The 17,299-nt window shown below is 73.0% G+C and carries 16 protein-coding genes and 1 pseudogene; 4 read left to right on the top strand and 13 right to left on the bottom strand.

Going from position 1 to position 17,299, the window contains the following annotated elements; translation table 11 throughout:
* Positions 1-74 precede the first annotated feature (74 nt).
* Positions 75-1,400, top strand: a complete 1,326-nt coding sequence (locus ABD385_RS31445) for an erythromycin esterase family protein (protein ID WP_344582422.1) — start codon at positions 75-77, stop codon at positions 1,398-1,400.
* 110 nt (positions 1,401-1,510) lie between these two features.
* Here the strand turns inward: ABD385_RS31445 and ABD385_RS31440 are convergent, their stop codons facing one another.
* Complete coding sequence (locus tag ABD385_RS31440; protein ID WP_344582421.1) at positions 1,511-2,092, bottom strand: CGNR zinc finger domain-containing protein; 582 nt, start codon at positions 2,090-2,092, stop codon at positions 1,511-1,513.
* A 103-nt stretch (positions 2,093-2,195) separates the two neighbouring features.
* Between ABD385_RS31440 and ABD385_RS31435 the strand changes: the two genes are divergently transcribed.
* Positions 2,196-3,359 carry an epoxide hydrolase family protein gene (locus ABD385_RS31435; RefSeq protein ID WP_344582419.1) on the top strand — a complete coding sequence of 388 codons (1,164 nt, stop codon included), beginning with the start codon at positions 2,196-2,198 and terminating at the stop codon, positions 3,357-3,359.
* Between the two features lie 208 nt (positions 3,360-3,567).
* Here the strand turns inward: ABD385_RS31435 and ABD385_RS31430 are convergent, their stop codons facing one another.
* The 11 genes and pseudogenes from ABD385_RS31430 to ABD385_RS31380 all read right to left on the bottom strand — a co-directional run bounded on the left by ABD385_RS31430 (position 3,568) and on the right by ABD385_RS31380 (position 13,125).
* Positions 3,568-4,059 (bottom strand): MarR family winged helix-turn-helix transcriptional regulator, encoded by a 492-nt coding sequence (locus tag ABD385_RS31430; protein WP_344582418.1) that lies wholly within the window; start codon positions 4,057-4,059, stop codon positions 3,568-3,570.
* Between the two features lie 181 nt (positions 4,060-4,240).
* Positions 4,241-4,621 (bottom strand): peptidase inhibitor family I36 protein, encoded by a 381-nt coding sequence (locus ABD385_RS31425; protein WP_344582416.1) that lies wholly within the window; start codon positions 4,619-4,621, stop codon positions 4,241-4,243.
* 244 nt (positions 4,622-4,865) lie between these two features.
* Entirely contained in the window at positions 4,866-5,900 is a 1,035-nt protein-coding gene (locus tag ABD385_RS31420) for a proline racemase family protein (RefSeq protein ID WP_344582415.1), read from the bottom strand.
* On the bottom strand, positions 5,900-6,835 hold the full coding sequence (locus ABD385_RS31415) for a dihydrodipicolinate synthase family protein (protein ID WP_344582413.1): 936 nt from the start codon (positions 6,833-6,835) through the stop codon (positions 5,900-5,902). Before ABD385_RS31415 ends, ABD385_RS31420 begins: the two co-directional genes overlap by 1 nt.
* The gene (locus tag ABD385_RS31410) at positions 6,835-8,352 is read right to left on the bottom strand and encodes an FAD-dependent oxidoreductase (protein WP_344582411.1); all 1,518 of its coding nucleotides are present in this window, start codon (positions 8,350-8,352) and stop codon (positions 6,835-6,837) included. Before ABD385_RS31410 ends, ABD385_RS31415 begins: the two co-directional genes overlap by 1 nt.
* The gene (locus ABD385_RS31405) at positions 8,349-8,708 is read right to left on the bottom strand and encodes a (2Fe-2S)-binding protein (protein WP_344582410.1); all 360 of its coding nucleotides are present in this window, start codon (positions 8,706-8,708) and stop codon (positions 8,349-8,351) included. Before ABD385_RS31405 ends, ABD385_RS31410 begins: the two co-directional genes overlap by 4 nt.
* Positions 8,709-8,719: 11 nt before the next feature.
* Complete coding sequence (locus ABD385_RS31400; RefSeq protein ID WP_344582409.1) at positions 8,720-9,949, bottom strand: NAD(P)/FAD-dependent oxidoreductase; 1,230 nt, start codon at positions 9,947-9,949, stop codon at positions 8,720-8,722.
* A 71-nt stretch (positions 9,950-10,020) separates the two neighbouring features.
* On the bottom strand, positions 10,021-10,725 hold the full coding sequence (locus tag ABD385_RS31395) for a helix-turn-helix domain-containing protein (protein WP_344582408.1): 705 nt from the start codon (positions 10,723-10,725) through the stop codon (positions 10,021-10,023).
* Positions 10,726-10,933: 208 nt separating this feature from the next.
* On the bottom strand, positions 10,934-11,809 hold the full coding sequence (locus tag ABD385_RS31390; RefSeq protein WP_344582437.1) for a Vgb family protein: 876 nt from the start codon (positions 11,807-11,809) through the stop codon (positions 10,934-10,936).
* A gap of 57 nt (positions 11,810-11,866) precedes the next feature.
* A pseudogene (locus ABD385_RS31385) lies at positions 11,867-12,457 on the bottom strand (alpha/beta hydrolase fold domain-containing protein); the annotation flags it as partial.
* 500 nt (positions 12,458-12,957) lie between these two features.
* On the bottom strand, positions 12,958-13,125 hold the full coding sequence (locus ABD385_RS31380; protein ID WP_344582407.1) for a hypothetical protein: 168 nt from the start codon (positions 13,123-13,125) through the stop codon (positions 12,958-12,960).
* A gap of 354 nt (positions 13,126-13,479) precedes the next feature.
* Here ABD385_RS31380 and ABD385_RS31375 point away from each other — a divergent pair, with 354 nt between their 5' ends.
* Complete coding sequence (locus ABD385_RS31375; RefSeq protein WP_344582406.1) at positions 13,480-14,406, top strand: DMT family transporter; 927 nt, start codon at positions 13,480-13,482, stop codon at positions 14,404-14,406.
* 123 nt (positions 14,407-14,529) lie between these two features.
* Here the strand turns inward: ABD385_RS31375 and ABD385_RS31370 are convergent, their stop codons facing one another.
* On the bottom strand, positions 14,530-15,912 hold the full coding sequence (locus tag ABD385_RS31370) for an STM4012 family radical SAM protein (RefSeq protein WP_344582404.1): 1,383 nt from the start codon (positions 15,910-15,912) through the stop codon (positions 14,530-14,532).
* Between the two features lie 254 nt (positions 15,913-16,166).
* Between ABD385_RS31370 and ABD385_RS31365 the strand changes: the two genes are divergently transcribed.
* Positions 16,167-17,282, top strand: coding sequence for a DUF1152 domain-containing protein (locus ABD385_RS31365; RefSeq protein ID WP_344582402.1), 1,116 nt, complete (start codon positions 16,167-16,169; stop codon positions 17,280-17,282).
* Positions 17,283-17,299: the final 17 nt, after the last annotated feature.

Here is a 17,299-nt window from a genome sequence, read left to right as displayed (position 1 = left end):
CCGACCGGTAGCTGCTAGCGTTCCCGACCTGGGAACGGCACGCCGGCCACGGCTGGTTGAGGGGATCGGGACACATGACCGCAGAGCCTGCCACGGCGCCGGTGCGGCTGAGCGCCGGAGCGGTGATTCCGCTCCCGACGTTGGATCCCGCCGCGCCGCTCGACGACCTCGCCTGGTTGGACCGGGCGATCGGGGACGCCCGGGTGGTGGCGATCGGCGAGAGCGCCCACTACCAACACGAGTCGTTCCTGCTCCGCCACCGCCTGTGCCGTTACCTCGTCGAGCGGCACGGGTTCGGCGCGTACGCGATGGAGTCGGGGTTCGCCGAGGGCTGGCGGGTCGACGACTGGGTCCGCGGCGGCGCCGGCCGGCCCGACCACGTCATGGCGGACGGCCTGACCTCGCTGATGGGACTGTGGCGGCCACAACGCGCCCACCTGGAGTGGTTGCGGCAGCACAACCGCACGGCCGACCGTCCCGTCGGCTACTACGGGATCGACCTGCCGGGCTCGATGGTCTCGCTGCTCCCCGGGCTGGACGCCGTCCTCGCGCACTTCGCGGTCGCCGAACCGGAGTTCGCTCCGGATCCGGCGGTGCGCGCGACCGCGGCGGCCTTCGCGACGCCCTCGGCGTTCTCCGCCCCGGAAGCGATGGCCGCCTACCGCGCGCTTCCCCAGCAGTCCAAGGACGCGCTGACCGCCGGGCTCGCCGACCTCTCGGCCCGGCTCGGCGCACGCCGTCTGGAACACCTGCGGCGGACGACGGCCGGCGCCCACGCACGCGCGCTGCGCACGCTGCGCGGCACGGTCGCCCTCGACGCGATGCTGCGCGAACTGGCCCGCGGCCACCACGACGACGCCCTGCACCACCGCGAGGCGACGCTCGCGGACACCGTCGAGTGGATCCTGGGCCGGGAGGACCGGATCGTGCTGGCCGCCCACAACGGCCACGTCCAACGCTGCCCCGACAACCTGCCGGTGGTGCCCCCGACGACGCTGGGCATGCATTTGGGCGACCGGCTCGGCGACGCCTACCTGGCCATCGGCACCTCCTCGGCCACGGGTCGGACGCTCAACACCAACGCCAGCTTCTACTCCGGCACGCTCTTCACCGACCTGGAGGACGCCCCGCGGCCCGGCAGCCTGGACGCGCTGCTGGCCGCGAGCCACGACGGGCCCTTCGCCACCGACCTCCGACGGCTCCCGCCCACCGACACCGCAACCGTGCGGTCCGCCACCGCACACCGTTACGGCACCTTCTACGCCGACCACGATCCGCTCGACGCCTTCGACCTGCTCGTCCACCTCCCGCACGCCACCCCGGCCGCGCCGGACCCCGCCGCGCTCGCCCAGGCACCGGGCGAGGTCCGGGACGCCTTCGCCCGCTGGCGGGCGCACTGAGCGGGCACCACAACACGCCCAGGCCCACGCATCCCCTCTCGTCCCGCTGCCGGCATTGCGCAGGAGCAGGACGACCCCGGCCTCTGGGGCCCACCCGGAGGCGTACGAAGCTAACGATTGCCTTGCTGGTCTGGGGTTTTGCGCTGGTTGGCGTGGAAGCGCGCTTTCTTCTGACGATTCCCGCACGTGTTCATGTCGCACCATCTGCGGGTGCGGCTCTGACTGGTGTCGAAGAAGGCGGCTTGGCAGGTTGGCGATGCGCACAAGGCCAGTTTTCCGTCTCGTTCGCCCGCGATGATGCTGACCGCGTCGGCGGCGATCACGCCTAGGGCATCCGCCACGCAGGAAGCCGAGCCGAGTCGCCATCGCCGATTGCCCTCGGGCGTCAGGACGGCCGCGGCCCGCCCCTGAGTGCTGCAGTCGTTGATGACTTGGACTGCGGACGCGGGGAGAGCGTCTTGGATCGCGGCCGCCGTCGCGGTGGCGTGAATAGCTTCCCTCAGATCCCAGGCGCGTTCGAGCTGGGCCGCAGTGCAGGACTCCACGGCGAGGCCGCTCACTGCCAGCCAGTCGACGAGTCGGTGCGGCGTGGGGATGCGTTCCACGGCGTTGCCACGACGCTCCGTCAGGGTCGCCGTGAAGCTGGTCGCCAGCACGCTACCGAGACGGAAGTCAGGGAACTGAGCACGCATGGAACCACCTTAGCGGGTTGCACGCCGGCATCGAGACACGCTAGAACCGTCTTAGCCGGTTCTCGTCAGGCCCCAGCCGGTTCCACGATGACCAGGAGGTCTCATGCCCTGCGACGTGCAAGCCTGGGAAGCCCACGCAACTGACGCCGACCTCGACGATCTGCGCGCGCGACTGGCCGCGGCGCGGCTGCCGGAAGCCGAGACGGTCCAGGGCGCCGCGCCCGGCCCCCGCCGATGGGCACAGGGCGTTCCGCTCGCCGACCTCGTCGATGTCGTGAACTACTGGCGCACCGGGTACGACTGGCGGTCGTTCGAAGCGCGCCTCAACCGGATCGGCCAGTTCCGCACGACCATCGATGAGCTGGGAATCCACTTCCTGCACCGCCGATCCACCCGCCCGGATGCCACTCCGCTGCTCATGACGCACGGCTGGCCAGGCAGCATTGCCGAGTTCATCGACGTGGTAGAAGAGCTGGCCGATCCGAAGGACGCGGACGCGCCGGCGTTCCACGTCGTGGTCCCGTCGTTGCCGGGCTTCGGCTACAGCGACAAGCCGGCCACCACCGGGTGGGGAATCGAGAAGATCGCGGCCGCCTGGGTGGAGCTGATGGGAAGGCTCGGCTACAGCAAGTTCCTGGCCCACGGCGGCGACTGGGGAGGCGTGATCACCACGGTCCTCGGCGGCAGGTTCCCGGCGCACGTCCTCGGCATCCACACGACGTTCGCGGAGGCACCGCCCGGGTTGACGACGGACGGGCTGACGGCGGCCGAGCGCAAATGGACCGAGGACACCCGCGACTTCTGGCACCACCGCGCGGCGTACGCGAAGCAGCAGGCGACCCGACCGCAGACCATCGGCTACTCGCTCGTCGACTCACCCGTCGGGCTTCTCGCCTGGATCCTTGACAAGTTCGCCGAGTGGACGGATACCGAGGACAGCCCGTTCGAGACGATTTCCCGAGACCGGATCCTCGACAACATCACCCTGTACTGGCTGATGCGGACCGGAGCATCGTCGGCCCGCATCTACTACGAGAGCCACAAGTCGCTCGACCCCGAACTCCGGGTCGACGTCCCGTCGGCCATCAGCATGTATCCCCGCGACATCGAGAAGTGTCCGCGCGCCTGGGCGCAGGAGCGGTACCGACGGATCGTCCGGTGGAGGTCACCGGAAGCCGGGGGACATTTCCCGTCGCTGGAGGTTCCCGAGTACTTCGTCAAGGATCTGCAAGAGGGCCTCGCGGCAGTGCTCGCCGCCGATCGGTGAACCGAGGCGCAGCGTCGGCCTCGACCACGGGCCGCAAGGCGTCTCTTCGCCAACCGATTGCGGCCACGGACCGGGCGCGCCGAATGTCTAGATCGGCTCAGCTTTGCGACGTTTGATGGATTCGCCGTGATGTGTTCGACGAGAAAGGCGGCATGCCTCCTCAACGGGGCCTGCACAGAGGCTGGTTGGGCCGCCCCCCCCCCGACGGTTAGGACGACCTGGAGCCCTCGACGTTGGCCACCATCGTGCGCAGCACCTTGAGCGCGGCCACGTACTCCTCATCGCTGATGCCTTGATGGACCTCCGCCCGCACCTGGGTCACCAGTTCACGCACCCGCACGCGCACGGCCTCACCGGCGTCGGTGAGGTGCAGGCGCTGTTCGGCGTCGCTGTCGAGCCAGCCACGGTGGAGTAGTTGGTGCACGACCCGGGGGATTTCGTGCGGGTCGTCGGCGAGGGGCGTCAGGTGGTCGACGACCTCGTCGGTGCTCGGAGCCACGGGTGCGTAGGCGACGCGGTTGAGCACCCAGTACTGCGGCTGCGTGACGTCGATCTTCGCCATGGCGTCACGCAGGTACCGGGTGACGGTCGTGTGCGCCAAACCGCTCCAGTAGCCGATGGGCTGGGAGGCCAACACGTCGTCGGTCGCCGCCGGATCCGCCGGGGCCTGGTCCGTGGTGGTGCCGGTCAACTCGTTCATGATCGCAAGGCTATAGCGCCCGCCGCACGGCGACGCCGTCGGACGCTCCATCGACCACTTCCTGGCACCTACGCCCCACCAAAGCGCACCACAGTGCGCGGGACCGGTGTCCGCCAGTCCCGCGCCGCTGGGTCACGTGCCGCCGCGGCGTACCGCTGACGTCACGTCATTTCCATTACGCCTACTGCGGTTTGAAGGATCGGATCTGGTAGTTGCCCTGGAGGTTGCCGCCGGCGCCGGCCTTGGTGGACCCGACGCGTCCGTGGTAGTTGGTCTGGGTGTAGTACTGCACCCGGTGGCCGGTCCCGTTCCACACGGAACGCACGTGCTGACCGCGCCGGATGAAGGAACAGTCGTCCGCGGTGTTCGCCTTGCTGCGCTGCGACCACTGGCAGCGGGTGCCGCCGCCGTTCCAGCCGCTGTAGAGGCAGAAGTGGCCGGGGGCGCAGTGGTAGGACGCCCGGTGGGTGGGCGCCGCGTGGGCGGCGGTCGCGGTGGGCGCGATGCCGAACGCGACCGCCAGGGCGGCCGAAGCGACGGCGAGCAAACGCATACGACGCATGGCAGTGCTCCTTGGTGTAGGTGGGAACGGGCCGTTGCCGCCGGCGACGCCGGACGGCCAGTCAGGCACCGTCGCCAGTATCGGGCGGGTCCTTGGACCGCAGGCGGCGTTTTGCCCGACTCGGGGCCTGCCTTCGAGGCACGCGGCGTGCGTGCCCGGCGTACCCCGGCGTCCGCGCCCCGATGTGCTTCCGCACGCCCACCGGCTGCCCACCATCGGCCGGTCCCGCGCGGTTGCCCCGGGGCTACAGCACGAACCCGTCGGGGAAGGGGTCGCGCGGGTCGAGCACGTAGGTGGCGGTGCCGGTGATCCAGGCCCGGCCGGTGATCTCGGGGACGACGGCGGGGCGGCCGCCCACCTCGCTGGTGCCGATCAGGCGCCCGGTGAAGCGGGTGCCGATGAAGGATTCGTTGACGAAGTCGGTGTGCAGCGGGAGTTCGCCGCGGGCGTGCAGTTGCGCCATCCGGGCCGAGGTGCCGGTGCCGCACGGTGAGCGGTCGAACCAGCCGGGGTGGATGACCATGGCGTTGCGGGAGTGCCAGGCGGTGGAGTCCGGTGCGAGGAACTGCACGTGCTTGCACCCGGTGATGAGCGGGTCGGTCGGGTGCACGGGCCGGTTCTGCTCGTTGACCGCACGCATGACGGCCAGGCCAGCGGCCAGCACGTCGTCCTTGCGCGAGCGGTCGAACGGCAGGCCGGTCCGGGCCAGGTCGACGAGGGCGTAGAAGTTGCCGCCGTAGGCCATGTCGTAGCGGATCCGGCCGAGTTCGGGGACGGTCACCGTGGCGTCCCGTTCGACGGCGAAGGCGTCCACGTTGCGCAGGGTGACGTGTTCGGCGGCGCCGTCGCGCACCGCCACCCGGGCCTCCACCAACCCGGCGGGGGTGTCCAGGCGGACCGTGGTTTCCGGTTCGGTGACCGTCACCAGGCCCGTCTCGACCAGGACGGTGGCGACGCCGATGGTGCCGTGTCCGCACATCGGCAGGAACCCGCTGACCTCGACGTAGAGCACACCCCAGTCGGCGTCCGGGCGGGTCGGGGGTTGGAGCAGCGCACCGCTCATCGCCGGGTGCCCGCGCGGTTCGTCGACCAGGAAGCGGCGCAGCGGATCGAGGTGCGCCATGGCGTGGCGACGGCGCTCGGCCATGGTGGCGCCGGGGATGGCGGCGAGGCCGCCGGTGACCACCCGGGTGGGCATGCCCTCAGTGTGCGAGTCGACGGCGTGCAGCGTCCGCGTCTTGGTGGCACCGCCCAGGCGGTGCGAGCCGGGTGCGGGCATCAGGCGGTCGCCTGCTTCTCCAGGGCGGCGACGGCGCGGGCCAGGTCGGCCTCGACGCGGGCGCGCAGCTCCGGGGGCAGCGGGCCGCGCGGTGGCCGGCAAGGTCCACCGTACCGGCCGACCTGTGTCATGCCGAGTTTGACGGCCTGGACGAACTCGGTGCGCGAGTCCCATCGGAACGCGGCGACCAGCGGTTCGTAGAGGGCCCGGGCCTCGGCCAGGCGGCCGGTGGTGGCCAGTGCGTAGAGGCGGGCGGACTCGGCGGGGAAGACGTTGGGGAAGCCGGCGAACCAGCCGGTGGCCCCCATCAGCAGGCTCTCCAGCACCACGTCGTCGGCGCCGGCGACCACCGTCAGGCCGGGCGCCCGTTCCCTGATCTCCAGCACCCGCCGGACGTCGCCGGAGAACTCCTTCACCGCCACGACGTTGTCGATCCGGGCGATCTCGGCGAGCAGGTCCGGGGTCAGGTCGACCCGGGTGTCGAGGGGGTTGTTGTAGACCATCACCGGGAGGCCGACGCCGGCCACGGCCTCGAAGTGGGCGAGGACTTCGGCAGGGTTGGCCCGGTACGCCGTCGGTGGCAGGCACAGCAGTCCGTCGGCGCCGTCCTCGGCTGCGGTCTCCGCCCAGTGCCTGGCCTGGTGCGCACCGGCGCCGTGCACCCCGACCACCACCGTGCCGGCGTCGCCCACGGCCTGGATCGCGGTGCGGGCCACGGTGCGGCGCTCCTGGTCGGTCAGTGCGGCGTACTCGCCCAGGGAGCCGTTGGGGCCGACGCCGTGGCAGCCGTTGTCCACGAGCCAGCGGCAGTGTTCGGCGTAGCGGTCGTAGTCGACCGCCAGGCCGGCCGGGGCGGTGGGGTCGGTCCGGTAGAGCAGCGCGGTGGCGACGGTCAGGCCGCCGAGGCCGGGCGGCGCGGGGGTGGTTCCGCTCATCACTCGCTCTCCTTCGTGGGTGCGGGCGCGGTGGTCGGCGCGGCGTGCTCGGCGGGCGGGGCGGCCAGTTCGCCGAGTCGGATGGGCTGGGCGATCGGCCGGTGGTGCGGGGTGGCCGACGGCAGGCCCTGGAGGGGGTGCTCGGCGGGCCCGGCGCGCAGCCGGGCGGCCAGTTCGGCGACGGTGGGGCCGCAGATGCGTGCCTGGCACGGTCCCAGGCCGGCCCGGGTCTGCAACTTGGCGACCCGGGCGGTGGCACTGGCGGGGTGGGTGACGGCGCGTCGGAGTTGGTCGTAGTCGGTCTCCTCGCAGCGGCAGATGACGGTCTGTGGTTCCAGCCACCCGGGCCAGGCCGGTCCGATCGGGTGGGCCCGGGCCAGTCGCGCGGCGAACGCCCGCCCCTGGTCGCGATGGCGTCGCACCCGGCGCAGGGCGGCGTCGCCCGGACTGCCGCCGCCGGCGCTCCAGCCCGCGATGGTGCCCTCGGCCCGCGCGGCCGGGGCGCCGGCGATCCCGGTGATCTCCCCGGCCGCGTACACCCCTGGGACGCTGGTGCGTTGGTCCGCGTCGACCGCGACGAACGCGCCCTCCGGGGACGCCGGCGTCCGCCCCCGCAGGGCGCAGCCGGCGGCCAGCGGAAGTTCCAGCTGCGGGCTGAAGCCGTGGCTGACGCACAGCGCGTCCACCGCCGCGCTGCGTTCGCTGCCCGGCACCACCGACCAGTCCGCGCGCAGTCGGGCGGTGACCACCTCCTCCACCCGCCCGGCGCCGCGGGCCGCCATGACCGCGCGGCCGAACCGGTACGGAACCCGGTGGCGCGCCAACTCTGCGGTGTACTTGGCCAGTTCGAGGGCCTTGGCGGCATGCGCCGCCAGTTCTCCGGCGCGCCGCGACCACCCGCGCACGACCGTCCCCGGCACGTTGGCCTCCAGGACCGCCCGCACCTGCGCACCCGCCTGCGCGAGGGCGGCGGCCACCGGGAGCAGGAACGGTCCGGTGCCGGCGACCACGACCTGGTCCCCCACCACCACCCGCTCGCCCTTGACCAGTGCCTGTGCCGCGCCGGCCGTGAAGACCCCGGGCAACTCCCAGCCGGGGAACGGTAGTACGCGGTCGTGCGCGCCGACGGCCAGTACCAGGGCGTCCGGGTCGACGGTGCTGCGGCGCCGACCGCTGCCGTCGGCCGGGCCGTGGAGCAGGTGGACCCGTGGCGGCGGTGCGCCGTCCGTCCCGTCCGGGTCCCGGCGTTCCAACGCCCACACGACGGTCTCGGGCCACCAGGTGCAGCGCGGATGGCCCAGGAGCAGCCGCCGGCGGCGGTCAAAGGCCCGCCGGTCGCGTGTCAGGCGTTGCGGATGCGCCGGCGCGTAGGCGTCGGGGAGCGTCCGGTGGTACTGGCCGCCCGGATTCTCGGCCGCGTCGATCAGCGTCACCCCGGCTCCGGCGCGCAACGCGGCCTCCGCCGCGGCCATGCCGGCGGGACCGGCCCCGATCACCACTACCTGACGTAGCGTCATAAGTCATCTCCGTGCGGCACTTCGCCGCCTTCGTCGACCCCTCGGGGCGCGTCCGGGGGCTCCCCGTCTCCCGTGCCCCGTGACTGGGTGGTCACCACGTCCCCGTCCCGGGCACGGCGGCGGCACGCGCGCACGTCCCGCTCGGCCCCGACCGTCACCAGGCAGTCGAAACAGACACCGATACCGCAGAAGACCCCGCGCGGGGCCCCGGACGGTGCCCGGCGCCAGGCGAGCCGGCCGGCGGCGAGCAGCACGCCGGCGATGGTCTGCCCGGCGACGCCGTCCACCGGCTCGCCGTCGACGGTGATGCGCAGCGGCTCCTCCCGCCAGCCGACGGCGTCGGACGCCGCAGGCATGCGCCGCGGACTCATTCCACCCCCTCCCCCGGTGCATCGAGCATCCCGTCCGGCGGGCGGCGCACGGGGCCCAGCACGGCGGGCCGGTCCACCCGGAACGCGGTCGCGTCGATCTCCGTGGGCCGGCCCGACACCAGGTCGCGCAGGAGGCGCGCGGTGCCCACCGACAGGCCGATGCCGGCGCCTTCGTGGCCGCCGGCGTGCCACAGGCCGGCCAGGCGCGGATCGGCCCCGATGATCGGCAGGTGGTCGGGGACGTAGGGCCGGAACCCGCCGTAGGCGCGCATCACCACGGCGCCGGCCAGCGTCGGGAACAGGCGCAGTGCCTTGGCGGCCACGGCGGCCAGCACCGCGGGCCGCAACCGGTCGTCGAACCCCACCCGGCGGCGCGACGAGCCCAGCAGGACGCTGCCGCCGCGGGTGGCTTCCACCACCGCCGAGGTCTGCAACGCCTCGGCGCTGCTGCCGACCGCGCCCACGTAGTCGGCGTCGTAGACCTTGTGGAAGACGGTCGGCGGCAGTGGCGCGGTGACCAGGACGTCACCGCGCCGGGGCCGGACGTCGACCGGTGCGCCCAGGCGCGCGGCGAGCACGCCGGCCCACGGACCGGCGGCGTTGACGAACAGGTCCGCCTCGACGGGGCCGGTCGTGGTGCGGACGGCCGTCAGCCGTGCGCCGCGGGTGACGGCGCCGAGCACCTCGCACCCGGTCCGCAGTTCCGCGCCGGCGGCGAGCGCGTCGGTGAGCAACGCGGTTGCCGCGGCGGCCGGTTGGACCTGGGCGTCTTCGGGGTAGTGCAGCGCCGCGGCGTGGTCGCGGGTGGCGAACGGTTCGGCCGCCGCGAGCGCCCCGGGGTCGAGCACGTCGGCCCGCACCCCCGCCGCGCGTTGGGCCGCGGCGAAGCGGGACAGGGCCCGCGCGCCGGCGTCGGTGGTCGCGATGACGATGCCGCCCTTGGCGTCCCACTCCACCGCACGGGCCGTGTGCGGGTGCCGTTCGGCGAGCGCGGCCAGCGTCTCGGGCCACAACCGGCGGGACAGCAGGGCAAGTTCCAGCTCCGGACCGGGCCCCTTGTCGGAGACCAGGACGTTCCCCTCACCGTGGGCCGTGGTGGCCCCGCCCGCGCCACCACGGTCGACCACGAGCACGTCGAAGCCCACCAGGGCCAATTCGCGTGCACAGGCGGCACCGATGATTCCGGCGCCCAGCACCACCACGCGGCTACCGAGCGTTCCCTTCATCGAACCCTCTCCGTTCGTCAGAACGAACGAGACGAAGGGAGGCTATGAGGTCACCGGAGACGTGTCAACGGTCACACCGGCTCCGGATCTCGGCCCGTCGGCGCACCCCCGTCCGGATCCGGCGGCGCCTCCTGCCCGGCCGCCGCCGCGTTCCGCCCGCCGGTCACCGGGTCCGACAGGTGCAGCCGCTGGTCCGCCCGGTACTGCAACAGCAGCACCGAGCGCACGGCGCCTTCGACCGCGGTGTAGCTGTGCGGCAGCGTCGCGTCGAACCCCACGTAGTCCCCGGGCCCCAGCTCCACCTCGCGGCCGTCCACCCGCACGCCCAACCTGCCGGCCTGGACGATGGTGTGCTCGGTGCCCACGTGTCCCAGCGAGTCCTGCCGGCGGCCGGCCCGCACCCGCTGGTCGTAGACCTCGAAGACGGCGTCGCCCGACTCGATCCGCCGCAGCGGGCGGAGGTCCACGCCCGCGCCGCTGAGCGCCTCCACCTCCTCGGCGCGCACCACGGTCAGCGCGCGGGCGGGGGCGGCGTCCAACAGGTCCGAGATCGGTACCTCAAGGACGCGGGAGAGGCTGAACACGGTCTCGATGGTGGGATTGCCGGTGCCGGACTCGACCTGCGACAGCGTCGCCTTGCCGATCTTCGAGCGCCGGGAGAGTTCGGAGATCGACCACCCCCGGTGGGTCCGCACCCGCCGGAGGTTGGCGGCCAGCCGCTCCCTGATCGACTCCATCGGCCCCTCGCAATGCCCCGCGGTCTCGGACGCGGACATGACCGTCCCCCTTCTCTCGCGCGCCCGCCCGTTCGGTATGACGTACGCATGCTCATGGATGCGTACATTATTCCGATCGCGCTTCGGGGGCGCCGGCAGTCCCCCCCCCACCATTGCGCGATACGGGCCGCCGGGCACGAACGGGGCACTGGCACGGCGGCAACTCCCCTTCCGCTCACCGGACTTGACCCCGCCCCGGGCGCTTCCGCTACTCGGCGGGCACCGCGATCCTGGCCAGGGAACCCGTCTCCAAGGCGCACCACAGGGCACCGCGGTGCTGGACGATGCCGTGCGGTTCGCTGGCCGGGCGGGGCAGTGCGTAACCGGTGATCAGACCGTCCGTGGTGATGCGCCCGACCCGGTTGCCGCCCCACTCCGTGAACCACACGGCGCCGTCGGGGCCGGTGGTGAGGGCGTGCGGTCGTGCCTGGCGGTCGGGCAGCGGGAACTCGGTGATCTCGCCGTCCGTCGTGATCCGCCCGATCTGGCCGGCGCCGATCTCGGTGAACCACAGGGCCCCGTCCGGTCCGACGGTGAGGCCCACCGGGGCGGCGGACGGCGTCGGCAGCGGGTACGTCGTGGTCCGCCCGTCCGTGGTGATCCGGCCGATCGCGCCGGCGCGGTTGAGGGTGAACCACAGGGCGCCGTCCGGCCCGGCGGCGAGGGCGGAGGGGAAGCCGTCGGGCACCGGGTACTCGGTGATCTCGCCGTCCATGGTGATCCGGCCGATCCGGTCGGCGGCGGACAGCGTGAACCACATCGCACCGTCGGGTCCCGCGGCGATGCCGAACGGCCCGCCCTCGGCGGTCGGCGGCGCGAAGGACGTGACGTCGCCGTGCACGGTGATCCGTCCGATCCGGTGGCTGCCGTACTCGGTGAACCACAGTGCGCCGTCCGGCCCTTGGGCGAGGAGCGTCGGGCCCGCGCCGACCGCGTGGACCGTGACGGCACCGTCCGCGTCCCGGCGCCCGATCGCCCCCTGGTGGACCAGGGTGAACCACAGGGCCCCGTCGGGGCCGTCCACGAGGGCGTACGGCCCTGCGTCGGGGCCGCTGACGGTGACCTCCCGGACCGGGTCGGCCAGCCAATGGGCGAGCCGGTCGAAGAACGCCTCCCCGGGCTCGGAGAGGTGGAAGGCGTGCGGCATGTCCTCGTACGCGTCGAGCCGCACGCTCACGCCGGCGGCGTCGGCGGCCTCGGCGAAGCGGCGGGCGTCGTCCCACAGGACCTCGTCGGTGCCGGCGGCGACCAGCAGGGGCGGCAGTCCGCGCGGATCGCCGTACAGCGGCGACTGCGGCGCCGCCTCGGGATCGGCGCCGGCCAGGTACTGACCGGTGACGGTCTCCAGGACGGCGCGGGACAGCACGTCCTTGCCGTCGTTGGCGGTCAGCGACGCACCGGTCAGTGCGAAGTCGGTGACCGGTGAGACCACGACGGCGGCGCCGGGTTGCTCCCGCCCGGTCCGCTTGAGCTCCAACAGGGCGGAGAGCACCAGGGTGGCGCCGGACGACTCGCCGACGAAGACGACCTCGTGCGCCGGAACGCCCTGGTCCAACACGTCCTGCCAGGCGGCGAGCAGGTCCTCCAGCGCGGCGGGGTAGGGGTGGGCCGGCGCCAGGCGGTAGTCCACCCGCAGGGTCGGCCTACCGGCCGCCTGCGACAGTCGGTAGGCCACGACGCGCTCCGCCTCGGGCATGGTGTGGGCGAAGCCGCCGCCGTGGACGTAGAGCACCGCACCGCACCGCGCACCCGGCGCGCGGACCCAGTCGCCGTGCACCTCGGCATCGGCCGGGAGCGGCGCGGCGATCAGCGCGCCGGCGCGGTCGCGGGCGGCCCGGGCAGCATCGGGCGCCGCGGGAACAGCAGTGACGTTCAGCAACGGTCCTCCGTCGTGAGGGGTGCGGGTGGTCGTCCCGCGAAGTCGGGGCGGGGCGGGCGGGGCAGCGATCGGGTGCGCAGCCGTGCGGTCGTGAACGCGTCGTGCCCGTGCGGGACTTGGGGATCGGCCGCGTCCGGGACGGCACCGGCCCTCCCGCGGCACGCCCGACCGAGGGAAGTTACGACGAACGTAAATTTATTCGCCGGGCAAGCCGAGCGTCAACATCAATACCTCGCGGGGCACCGCCGCCGGTCGCCACCACCACCGCCCAAGGGCCCCGGCACGTATGACTGCTCGTCAACGCCGCGGGTCCTCCCGGGCGGGCGCCGGTCACCGACGCCCGCCCGGGGCGTTCACCTCGGGTCCGGCCCGGTGTGTATGGAGTCGGCCCAGACGGTCAGCAACTGCTCGTACTCGGCTTGCTCTTCGGGCCACAGCGCGCGACCGGCGCGGGCGGCCATGAAGGCGCGTATGCGTTCGTTGGCCTCGGTGGTGGCCTCCGGGGCCCATGTGGGCGTCATGTCACCGATCATATGCGCCGAGAGGTTCTGCGGCTATTACCGCTTTTGGATGACATGCGCAAGCTATGCCCTTGACTTCGCTGTCGTGTACCTGGCCGGAGAGGCCGGGGCGTCGTCCACCCCGGAAACGACCTGCGGCTACCGGTGTTCGGCGCGGTCGCGGCGCCGGCCCGTGAACGTCCCTTGTTCGAGGGCGGGTTCGGGGGTACCTCCAACCGTCCGCCGCGGACCTGGTGCCTTCCCCCAATGGGGTGCGGGCGTGCGGAACTCGTAGCGTCGGGGCCAGGAATCGTCGGGTGTGCCGCCGCGGCGCGCTTGCCACGGATCCTGCCCGGCCCCTCGGATGGGGAGAGCGTGACGAGCGCAACGGGCACAGTGGAGCGTGCCGTCGTGGCGAGCGGGGTGGCGCCGGTCCTGGCTGCCGCCTTCCTCTGGGGCACGGTCGGCCCCGCCCAGATCCTGGCCGCAACCAGCGCGTCACCGGTGGCCATCGGTGCCTGCCGGATGCTGCTCGGCGGCTTGGTGCTGGGGCTGTTCACCGCGCGGCGGGCGGGCATCCGGTCCTTGTGGCAGCGGGGTGCCCGGCCGTGGATGGTGGTGAGCATCGCCGTCACGGCGGCCTTCCAGGCATGTTTCCTGGAGGCGGTGGCCCGCAATGGCGCGGCCCTGGCGACCGCCGTCACCTTCGGCACCGTCCCGGTCGTGTCGGGGGTGTGCGGCCGGGTGTTGGGCGGTGAACGGCTCGGCGGACGTTGGGTCGGTGGCACCGCGGGCGCGGTCGCCGGCATCGCGCTGCTGCTCGCTCCGACCGGCGACGGGCCGGCCGACGGCGCGGGCGTGCTGCTCGGGATCGTCGCCGGCGCCAGTTTCGGGGTGTACATCTCGGCGACCAAACGACTGGCGGAGCACGGGGCGGACACGGCCGCGGCGGCCCCGGCGAGCGTGTTCTGCGCGGGGCTGCTCGTCTCGCCGTGGGTCCTCGCCCACCCGCACGGGCTGGCCGAACCGCGGACTGTGGTCCTGATCGGCTGGTTGGCGCTGGCCACGACGGCCCTGGGGTACCTGCTGTTCACCCGGGGGGTCCGGCACCTCAGCGGGGCGACGGTCGGCACGCTCAGCCTGGCGGAACCGTTGGTGGCCGCGGTGTTGGGGGTGGCGTTGTTGGGCGAGCGGTTGAGCCCGCCGGCACTGGTCGGTGCGGTGCTGCTGCTCGGCGGGCTCGTGGTGGTCTCCGTGCCGGGCCGGCGCCGCGACCGCCCCGGGGACGACGACCGGGGGTGACGGGGACTGCCTGCGGACGCGTGGCCGCCCGTCCGGCGGGCGGGGAGCACGTCCCCCCGCCGCCCGGACGGTGGCGGGCGAGGGGACGTGCGCCTCAGCGGGCCGCGGGCCCTGGCCTACCGGTCAGCGGTCCCGGTAGGACGCCATGGCCTCGTTCACGCGCGGCGAGAAGAACAGCGGGCCGATGGCGTCCGCCCAGGCGGTCCCCTCCGGTGTCAGCCGCAACAGTCCCCCGTCGTCGTCCAGCCAGCCGCGCTCGGCGAGGAGGGCGAGTTGGGGGCCGAAGTCGTCCTGCGGAACGGTGCCGAACTGGGCGCGGTAGCGCTCCACGCGCAGGCCGTCCGACTCCAACAGCATGCCGAGGACGAACATCCGGCGGCGCTCGTCGTCGTCCATGCGGAACGACCACTGCGCGCGGTGGAACTGCTCGGTCGGCGTGGCGATGTAGTCGTCGATGATGCGCCGGACTTCCGGCACGGCGACGGCGTAGTCGGTGGTGTAGTGGAGATCGGTCGTGAAGGACCGGGCGCCCACCCCCAGGCCGACCATGCCGGCCTGCTGGTTGTACTCGTTGATGTTGCTGTCGTCCGCGCCGTCCACGGCGGCGGTGCCGATCCGGCTGAAGACCCGCATGGAGGTCTGCCGGTAGCCGGCGGCGAGCAGGTGGTCGCGGCCGTAGCGGTACAGGCGCAGCCGTTGTTCGTCCCAGAGTTCGCCGCTCTTGTCGTGCCGGGCCATCAGTCCGGTCAACGGGCGGACGTACAGCGGGTAGAGGTAGATCTCCTCCGGCTCCCAGCTGAGCGCCGCGTCGAGCGAGACGCGGAAGCTCTGCTCGGTCTGGCCGTCGATGCCGTAGATGAGGTCGATGTTGAGGATGGGGAAGGCCGCCTCCTTGAGCCTGGCGAGCGCGGCCTCCACCTCCGTGCGCTTCTGCGGGCGGACGGCGGCCCGGGCCTCCTCGTCGACGAAGCTCTGCACGCCGATGCTGAGCCGGGTGGCGCCGCGTTCCGCGAGGACGGCGATGCGGTCGGCGGTCGCGGTGGCGGGAGAGGTCTCGACCGACCACGGAACGGCCTTGAGGTCCGCGCCCATGACGTTCTCGCAGATGTCGCACAGCCGGACCAGTTCGTCGGCGGTGAGGTACGTCGGGGTGCCGCCGCCGAACGCCGCGAGGGTGAACCGGGGGGTGCCGTTGGCGTCCAGCGCCGCGCGGGTCGCGCCCGCCTGGCGTTCGAGGGTGTCCAGGAAGCCACGGGTGACGTCCTGGGGCGCACCGGTCCGGGTGAAGAGGTTGCAGAAGCCGCAGCGCATCTCGCAGAACGGCACGTGCACGTAGAGGGAGAGCGCGTCGAGGCGCTCACCGGCCCACAGGTCGGACAGGAGCGGCCGGTCTTGGCCGAGCCGGTACGCCTTCTGGTGCGGGTAGGCGTAGACGTACTGCTTGTAGGGCGTCGTCGGCTCTTCGGGAACGGAGGAGGTTATCTGGAGCGGTAACGAGGTTGCCACTTCCGCGGGGTTTCCTTCCAGGTCGGATCGGATCCAGACGGATCTGTCGCGCCACGTGACAGCTTGGTCTACAACCAGTCACCGAAGACATCGGGCGAACCACCGAAGTACGCGCCCGCACCGCGGCTGATGTTGGAAGCTTCCGCACCTTGCACATACCACCGATATCTGATCATAAGAAACTCCACGGGTGGTCCCGGTGGAAATCGAGACACCCTGGAATCAGCCCCCGCTTTGGGATATCCATGTCGTCCATGAAGCGACTTCTCATAGCGGCCGGAGGTGGCGGTGACGCCATCACGACGGCGATGGTGCACGCCGCTCTCCACGGGGCCGACGCACCCGCCCTGGTGCTGACGTACGCCTGGGAGCGGCTGGTGGTGGACCCGGTGCCGGGGCCGCGTCGGCCGTCCGACTTCACCGGCACCGTGCCGGCCGGCCCGACGCTGCGCCTGGTCACCCCGACCTCCGCGCCCCGCCCGCCGGCAGGTTCGCTGCTGCCCCGTCTGGCCGCCGACCTGCGGCCGGAGTTGGGCCTGCTCGACCCCTACGGCGGCGCGGTGGGACTCGCGCAACAGATCACGGAGGCCGCGGCCTACTGCCAGGCCGACCGGATCGACGTCGTCGACGTCGGCGGCGACGTTCTGGCCGACGGCACCGAACCCACCCTGCGCAGCCCCCTCGGCGACGCCCTGGCGCTGGCCGCCTGCGCGCACACCGCCCTCGCCACCGCGGTGCACGTCGCCGGGCCGGGACTCGACTCCGAGGTGCCCGAGTCCGCCCTCCTGCCCCTGTTGGGGACGCCCCTGCACATGCTGACCGCCGCCGACACCGTGGCGGTGGAGCGCGTCTTCGACTGGCACCCCTCGGAGGCGAGCGCCTTGTTGGTCGCGGCGGCTCGGGGCACGCGCGGGGTCTGCGGGACGCGGGACTCCGCCCGACCCGTCACGCTCACCGCCGCCAGTCCCCACGTCTACCGGCTCCCCCTGGCGCGCGCCCTCGAAATCAACCCCTTGGCACGGGCGTTGGCTGGGACCACCGCGCTGGCGGCGGCGGAGCGGGCGAGCGAGCGGGTGTGCGGGTTCTCCGAAATCGCCCGGGAGCGTGACCGCGCGGCCCGGCTGGCACCGCCGGCGGCCCCGGCTGCCCCCGTCGACGACCGCGCCCTCGCACCGCAGGCACTGGCCGAGCGCTTCGCGCAATGGGAACGGGCGACCGTCCGGAGCGGGATCGCCTACGTCACCACGCGCCGCATCGTCGAGGAACTCGACCTGGGTCAGGACGAGTTCGCGACCCTGCGGACCCACCTGAGCACGACGGCCCCGACCCGGCACGTCCCCCCGCTGTGGCGACTGGCGGCGGAGGGCTGACCACGGCCGACGCCCCG

It is taken from the genome of Streptomyces lunalinharesii, from assembly GCF_039532155.1.
Taxonomy (GTDB): domain Bacteria; phylum Actinomycetota; class Actinomycetes; order Streptomycetales; family Streptomycetaceae; genus Streptomyces; species Streptomyces lunalinharesii.
Note: the sequence above shows the minus strand (reverse complement) of the source record. Positions and strands in the feature narration are given on the sequence as shown.

Bases quoted from the DNA above. Each gene is read 5' to 3' on its own strand.
- ABD385_RS31410 (WP_344582411.1), bottom strand. From the start codon at position 8,352: ATGACGCTACGTCAGGTAGTGGTGATCGGGGCCGGTCCCGCCGGCATG.
- ABD385_RS31400 (WP_344582409.1), bottom strand. From the start codon at position 9,949: ATGAAGGGAACGCTCGGTAGCCGCGTGGTGGTGCTGGGCGCCGGAATC.
- ABD385_RS31380 (WP_344582407.1), bottom strand. From the start codon at position 13,125: ATGACGCCCACATGGGCCCCGGAGGCCACCACCGAGGCCAACGAACGC.
- ABD385_RS31440 (WP_344582421.1), bottom strand. From the start codon at position 2,092: ATGCGTGCTCAGTTCCCTGACTTCCGTCTCGGTAGCGTGCTGGCGACC.
- ABD385_RS31365 (WP_344582402.1), top strand. From the start codon at position 16,167: ATGAAGCGACTTCTCATAGCGGCCGGAGGTGGCGGTGACGCCATCACG.
- ABD385_RS31435 (WP_344582419.1), top strand. From the start codon at position 2,196: ATGCCCTGCGACGTGCAAGCCTGGGAAGCCCACGCAACTGACGCCGAC.
- ABD385_RS31445 (WP_344582422.1), top strand. From the start codon at position 75: ATGACCGCAGAGCCTGCCACGGCGCCGGTGCGGCTGAGCGCCGGAGCG.
- ABD385_RS31395 (WP_344582408.1), bottom strand. From the start codon at position 10,725: ATGTCCGCGTCCGAGACCGCGGGGCATTGCGAGGGGCCGATGGAGTCG.
- ABD385_RS31430 (WP_344582418.1), bottom strand. From the start codon at position 4,059: ATGAACGAGTTGACCGGCACCACCACGGACCAGGCCCCGGCGGATCCG.
- ABD385_RS31405 (WP_344582410.1), bottom strand. From the start codon at position 8,708: ATGCCTGCGGCGTCCGACGCCGTCGGCTGGCGGGAGGAGCCGCTGCGC.
- ABD385_RS31415 (WP_344582413.1), bottom strand. From the start codon at position 6,835: ATGAGCGGAACCACCCCCGCGCCGCCCGGCCTCGGCGGCCTGACCGTC.
- ABD385_RS31425 (WP_344582416.1), bottom strand. From the start codon at position 4,621: ATGCGTCGTATGCGTTTGCTCGCCGTCGCTTCGGCCGCCCTGGCGGTC.
- ABD385_RS31420 (WP_344582415.1), bottom strand. From the start codon at position 5,900: ATGCCCGCACCCGGCTCGCACCGCCTGGGCGGTGCCACCAAGACGCGG.